6 protein-coding genes are annotated in these 5,474 nt (G+C 55.7%); 1 reads left to right on the top strand and 5 read right to left on the bottom strand.

Going from position 1 to position 5,474, the window contains the following annotated elements; genetic code table 11:
- The 4 genes from RT613_RS14185 to rpiA all read right to left on the bottom strand — a co-directional run.
- On the bottom strand, window positions 1–579 hold a 579-nt coding region (locus RT613_RS14185; protein WP_313616277.1), incomplete at its 3' end, for a 3-deoxy-7-phosphoheptulonate synthase.
- A gap of 166 nt (window positions 580–745) precedes the next feature.
- A complete protein-coding gene (gor, locus tag RT613_RS14180; RefSeq protein ID WP_313616275.1) occupies window positions 746–2,134 on the bottom strand; it encodes a glutathione-disulfide reductase in 1,389 nt (462 codons plus the stop codon).
- A gap of 237 nt (window positions 2,135–2,371) precedes the next feature.
- A complete protein-coding gene (locus RT613_RS14175) occupies window positions 2,372–2,920 on the bottom strand; it encodes a DUF2059 domain-containing protein (protein WP_313616273.1) in 549 nt (182 codons plus the stop codon).
- A gap of 16 nt (window positions 2,921–2,936) precedes the next feature.
- Window positions 2,937–3,635: a ribose-5-phosphate isomerase RpiA gene (gene rpiA, locus RT613_RS14170; protein ID WP_313616272.1), complete on the bottom strand. Its 699-nt coding sequence runs from the start codon at window positions 3,633–3,635 to the stop codon at window positions 2,937–2,939.
- A gap of 183 nt (window positions 3,636–3,818) precedes the next feature.
- Between rpiA and RT613_RS14165 the strand changes: the two genes are divergently transcribed.
- The gene (locus tag RT613_RS14165) at window positions 3,819–4,508 is read left to right on the top strand and encodes an HAD family hydrolase (RefSeq protein ID WP_313616270.1); all 690 of its coding nucleotides are present in this window, start codon (window positions 3,819–3,821) and stop codon (window positions 4,506–4,508) included.
- Between the two features lie 65 nt (window positions 4,509–4,573).
- Here the strand turns inward: RT613_RS14165 and RT613_RS14160 are convergent.
- Window positions 4,574–5,474, bottom strand: a 901-nt coding sequence (locus tag RT613_RS14160; RefSeq protein ID WP_313616268.1) for a L,D-transpeptidase family protein, incomplete at its 5' end; no start/stop codon positions are given.

The following is a 5,474-nucleotide window of genomic DNA, read 5'->3' as shown; positions in this document are numbered from 1 at the left end:
GCTGTCCTTGATGAAGCCGAGCATCCACTGGTGCACGTTTTCTAGGTTGGCATAACCACCCATGGCGAAAGCGCGCAGCAGGTTGAGCGTGGCGGCCGACTGGCGGTATGCCATGACCTGACGCTCAGGGTCCGGAATGCGGGACTCTTCATTGAACTCGATACCGTTGATGATGTCACCACGGTAGCTTGGCAGCGTCACGCCATTCATCACTTCGACATTCGAAGAGCGTGGCTTGGCGAACTGGCCAGCGATACGGCCAACCTTGACGACAGGCAACTGCGCACCATAGGGCAGCACGACAGCCATCTGCAGAAATGCGCGGAAGAAGTCGCGGATCGTGTCTGCGCCGTGCTCGGCAAAGCTTTCCGCACAGTCACCGCCCTGCAAAAGGAAACCGTCGCCATTGGCCACATTGGCAAGTGAACGCGTCAGGCGACGCGCTTCACCGGCAAAAACCAGCGGCGGATACTTTGCGAGTTTGGCCTCAGTTGCATGCAGTGCATCCTGATCAGGATAATCAGGCACCTGCTGTATAGGCTTTTGACGCCAGCTTGCCGGGTTCCAATTCTGTGCCATAGTACTCACCTGTTTCCTTCCCCGCACTCTGCGGGAAACCGTCCTCTCCAAAATAGAGGCGGCTTATAAACCTCTCGAGCGACCTTGCATAGGTCGCGATTGCATCAATCAGTACCATTTCGGCCCCCGAAAGGGCCGTAAATCGATTATATCAGAAAAACCGAAATCAGACGCGTTCGCCGTTCCGGATCCTGTAGCTCGGCGAATACATCGTCACCAGCTCTTCGGCCGCTGTCGGATGGACAGCCATGGTGTTGTCGAAATCATCCTTCGTGCAGCCCGCCTTCAGGGTGATACCAAGCAGCTGTGCCATTTCACCGGCCTCATGGCCGAGAATGTGCACACCCACCACCTTGCGGTCCTCAGCATTGACAATCAGCTTCATGATCGTCTTTTCGCTGCGGCCGGAAAGCGTTGCCTTCATCGGGCGGAACTGGGCGCGGTAGACTTCCAGCTCCTGATAACGGGAAGCCGCCTCTTCTTCCGACAGACCAACCGTGCCGATTTCCGGCTGCGAGAACACCGCCGTCGCAATCAGATCGTGATCCGGCTTGGTCGGGTTGTTCTTGAACTCGGTTTCGATGAAGCACATGGCCTCATGAATGGCCACAGGCGTCAGCTGTACCCGGTCGGTGACGTCACCCAGAGCAAAGATGCTTGGCACGTTGGTGCGCGAATAATCATCAACGATGATCGCGCCACGCTTGTCGACAGCAACACCTGCTGCTTCAAGGCCAAGACCCTTGGTGTTGGGATCACGTCCCAGCGCCAGCATCACCGTATCAACAGAAAGAGAGCCGTTGTGCAGTGTGCGGGCAACAAGACCGCCCGCCGGTGCCTTGGAGACCTCCTCGATCACGTCAGAGCAAATGATGCGAATGCCCTTTGCTTCCATTGCCTCATGCAGGCCACGACGCATGTCATGGTCAAAGCGCGACAGGATTTCCTTGCCACGGTAGATCAGCGTCGTTTCCACACCAAGGCCGTGGAAGATATTGGCAAACTCGACCGCGATGTAACCGCCACCAGCAATCAGGATCGAGCGTGGCAGGTTCTCAAGATCAAACGCCTCGTTGGACGAGATCGTCAGTTCATGGCCCTTCAGCGCCTTGTGCTCATTGGGTGTGCCACCAACGGCAATGACGATGCGTTCTGCGGTAAATGTCTCGCCCGTCTTCACCAGCTTGACGGTATGCGCATCCACCAGCTCGGCACGGCTGTCGAAAATATCCGCCTTGGCGTTTTCCAGACCCTTGCGATAGAGGCCTTCCAGACGGGTGATTTCCTGCTCTTTGGCGGCAACCAGCTTCTTCCAGTCAAAGCTGCGCTCGCCAACCGTCCAGCCAAACCCGGCTGCATCTTCAAAATACTCTGGGAACTGCGAGGCATAGACATAGAGCTTCTTGGGAACGCAGCCTCTTATGACGCAGGTTCCGCCGTAACGATATTCTTCGGCAATGGCGACACGTTTACCCAACGACGAAGCGACACGCGCGCTGCGCACGCCACCGGAACCGCCGCCAATAACGAAAAGGTCATAGTCATAAGATGTCATAATATACCCCTGTGGGAGATAGCCGATAACAGCCCCGGTATCTCTTGCGTCTGTGTGCTGCTGATATGGTATCGAACACACCAAATGAAAAGCCCGGCCAAACGACCGGGTTACGGCGTCACTGCTTAAATCGAACCGGAATTCAGGTAAAGATTATGCAGCCTCTTCAAATGTCAAAGCGCCGCGCGTTTTATCAAAAACACACGGCGCTTCAATGCTTTCACGAAAATCTGATGATCAGGGCTTCGGCGCTTCAGCATCTGTCGGCAGCGGTGCGAGGTCTGCACCAGCAACCTTCTGCAACTCAGCCATGCTCTTTTCGTTGAGGTCGCGGTTGATACCGGATGCCCAGATGTCAGCAGCCTTCAACAGTTCGCGCGTTGCAATCGGTCCGTCTTTCAGGAGCTTCTTGCCGGCTTCGCTGTTGTAGAATGCGCTGATGGCCTTCAGCTCGTCGATCGAGAAGGTCTTTGCATAGGTCATTGCAGCTTCGCGCTCCAGATCGGCGCGGCGTGGTGCAAGCGACAAAGCGGTGTCATCAACCGTCTGGCTGATGGCATCCTGAACATTCGGTGAAGCCTGAATGAGCTGAGCCTTCAGACGTTCGGCAAGGCCCGGCAGAATGGCATCGAAACGCTCAGTGACGCCAAGCGTCGAGATGGCTTCCTTAGCCGCAGTGATGTGCTCTTCCGAAATTTCCTGCGCCCGTACGGCAGAGCCGAAAACGAGGCCCGAAAAAAGGATCGAAGCAGCGGCAGCGCGGCCCAGTCCCGCTATTCTGATCATGAAATATTTGCTCCTGTTATACTCTTGCTTGCATTGTCCGTGCCCCGTCAGGGCCGGCTATAATGGCAAGCGACGCCAAATTGATGAAAAGTCCGTGTTCCACAACACCAGGAATCGCATTGAGTTGGTTCGCCAGTGCTTCTGAATCAGGAATACGCCCAAATGATGCGTCAAAAATAAGGTGGCCGCCGTCCGTGGTGAACGGGCCATCCTCTGTTCCACGCAATTTTAGCTCACCCGTCAGACCAAGACGCGATGCAAGCGCTTCAATGGCGATGCGGGTGGAGGCCATACCAAATGCATTGATTTCGATCGGCAGCGGGAAAGCGCCAAGTGTTTCAACAACCTTGCTCTCATCCGCGATCACGATCATGCGCGAGGATGCCGCAGCGACAATCTTTTCACGCAAAAGTGCACCGCCGCCGCCCTTGATCAGGCGCAGGCGGGAATCAACTTCGTCCGCACCGTCAATCGTCAGATCCAGTTCCGGCAATTCTTCAAGAGACTTGAGCGGAATGCCCAGTTCGACGCACAAGCGCGCGGTACGCTCGGAGGTTGGAACCCCCTGCACTTTCAAACCTGCGGCAACTTTTTCAGCAAGCAGACGGACAAATTCTTCGGCTGTCGAACCAGTGCCAATACCGAGCCGCATACCATCCTCAACATAGGACAAGGCAGCCTCGGCGGCTTTAATCTTCATCTGGCGGGCATCCATGTGCCAAAATCTCCAGTCGTTTTCTTCGCGTGCTGTTTACACGCCTCGCTTGCCAAACGAAAGCCCTGATGCGCGAACAGACCATGAATGACCGCAGTTTATTGCAAAAGCCCATGGCATTGCTTAGGCTGCCGCACAGAATTTCAAGTCCTGCCACATCAAATCCAGCCACAGAGAACGCCTTTGACTGCGCCCCTTGCCATATTCGACCTCGATGGAACTTTGATCGACACCGCTCCCGATCTCGTCACCAGTCTCAACAGCACAATTGCCGAAGACAATCTGGCCCCCGTGGTCTACGAAGATCTGATGCATCTGGTTGGTCAGGGTGCAAAAACCATGATCAAGCGCGCTTATACGCTGCGCGAAAAACCGCTGTCGGACGAACGGCATGAAGAGCTTTTCCTGCGCTTCATCGACTATTACAAACAGAATATCCCCGGTGACAGCAAGCCCTACCCCGGCATCATCGAGGCCCTGCATCGTTTGAAGAATGCAGGTTTCGAACTGGCCGTCTGCACCAACAAGGCCGCTGTCCTGACCGTGCCGCTGCTGGAACAGCTCAACCTGACCCAATATTTCCCGACCATCACCTGCGGTGACACTTTTGCGGTGCGCAAACCGGATGCCGCACACATCATCGGCACCGTGGAACTGGCCAAGGGCCGGTTGGACAACTGCGTCATGATTGGCGACAGCGTCAACGATATCCTGGCTGCAAAGAATGCAGGCGTTCCGTCAATTGGCGTGACCTTCGGTTATACCGACATTCCCGTCGAGCAGCTCGATCCGGATGCCGTGATCAGCTCGTTTGACGAACTGACACCGGAACTGCTGCTGCGGCTGATTTCCGATCGCGCCAAAGCCGCGTGACGCTTTAAAAGCCACACATAAAAAAAGCGCCCTTCCGGGCGCTTTTTCTTTTCAGACATTCAGCTTCAGACCGATGATCCGCGTGCCTTGCTGGTCACGCCGAAGGCCTTGAGAACATAAGAGTCGCGGTCATAGACATCGTCAAAGAACTGCACCTTGCCATCCTTGTTCGGCCATGCGGTGAAGTAGGAGATGTAGACCGGAATTTTTACCGGCACCTGAACCGCGCGGTTCTTTCCCGACGCAATCTGCTGGTCGATTTCGCCAACGCTGACACCCATCACGGCTGCGGCCATGCGGCGTGGATCGACAAGGCGAATACAGCCGTGGCTGAGCGCACGCATGTCACGCGAGAAGAAGCTTTTGGCCGGCGTGTCATGCATGTAGATGGCATGTGCATTCGGGAACAGGATTTTCAGGTCACCCAGCGCATTGTCACTGCTTGGTGGCTGACGTACCGAAATGGCGTTTGTGGAGCCGTACCAGTTGACGTTGGAGGACGACACTGCCTTGCCATTGACGGCAACCTGGTAGCCCAGACGGTCCAGATAGGACGGATCGTTGCGCAGCTTTGGCACCATTTCATTGACGATGATCGACTGCGGAACGCCCCAGTAAGGGTTGAATTCCACCGTCTGGATCTGATCCTGGAAGAAATAGGTCTGGTTGGCCTTGGAGCCAACAACCACCTTCATGCCGAATTCTTCCTTACCGTCGTTATGGTAATAGGCCATGAAGGCAGGCTGATTGATGAACACATAGCGCTGGCCGAGATCCGCCGGCAACCAGCGCATCTGTTCCATGGCCACCACGACCTTGTTGATCTTGGCTTCGTTGCTGTCACCGACCATGGCGCGAACCGTGGCACGGCCCACGACACCATCGGGCTTCAGGCCATGCTCGCTCTGAAAGGCCTTGACCAAGTCAACCAGCTCAGGCGTGTATTCCGGGGTCTGCTGGTAGGTG

The sequence above is a fragment of the Agrobacterium sp. genome (assembly GCF_032092815.1).
In the GTDB taxonomy this organism is placed as follows: Bacteria; Pseudomonadota; Alphaproteobacteria; order Rhizobiales; family Rhizobiaceae; genus Agrobacterium.
This window is presented reverse-complemented; position numbering and strand designations above follow the sequence as displayed.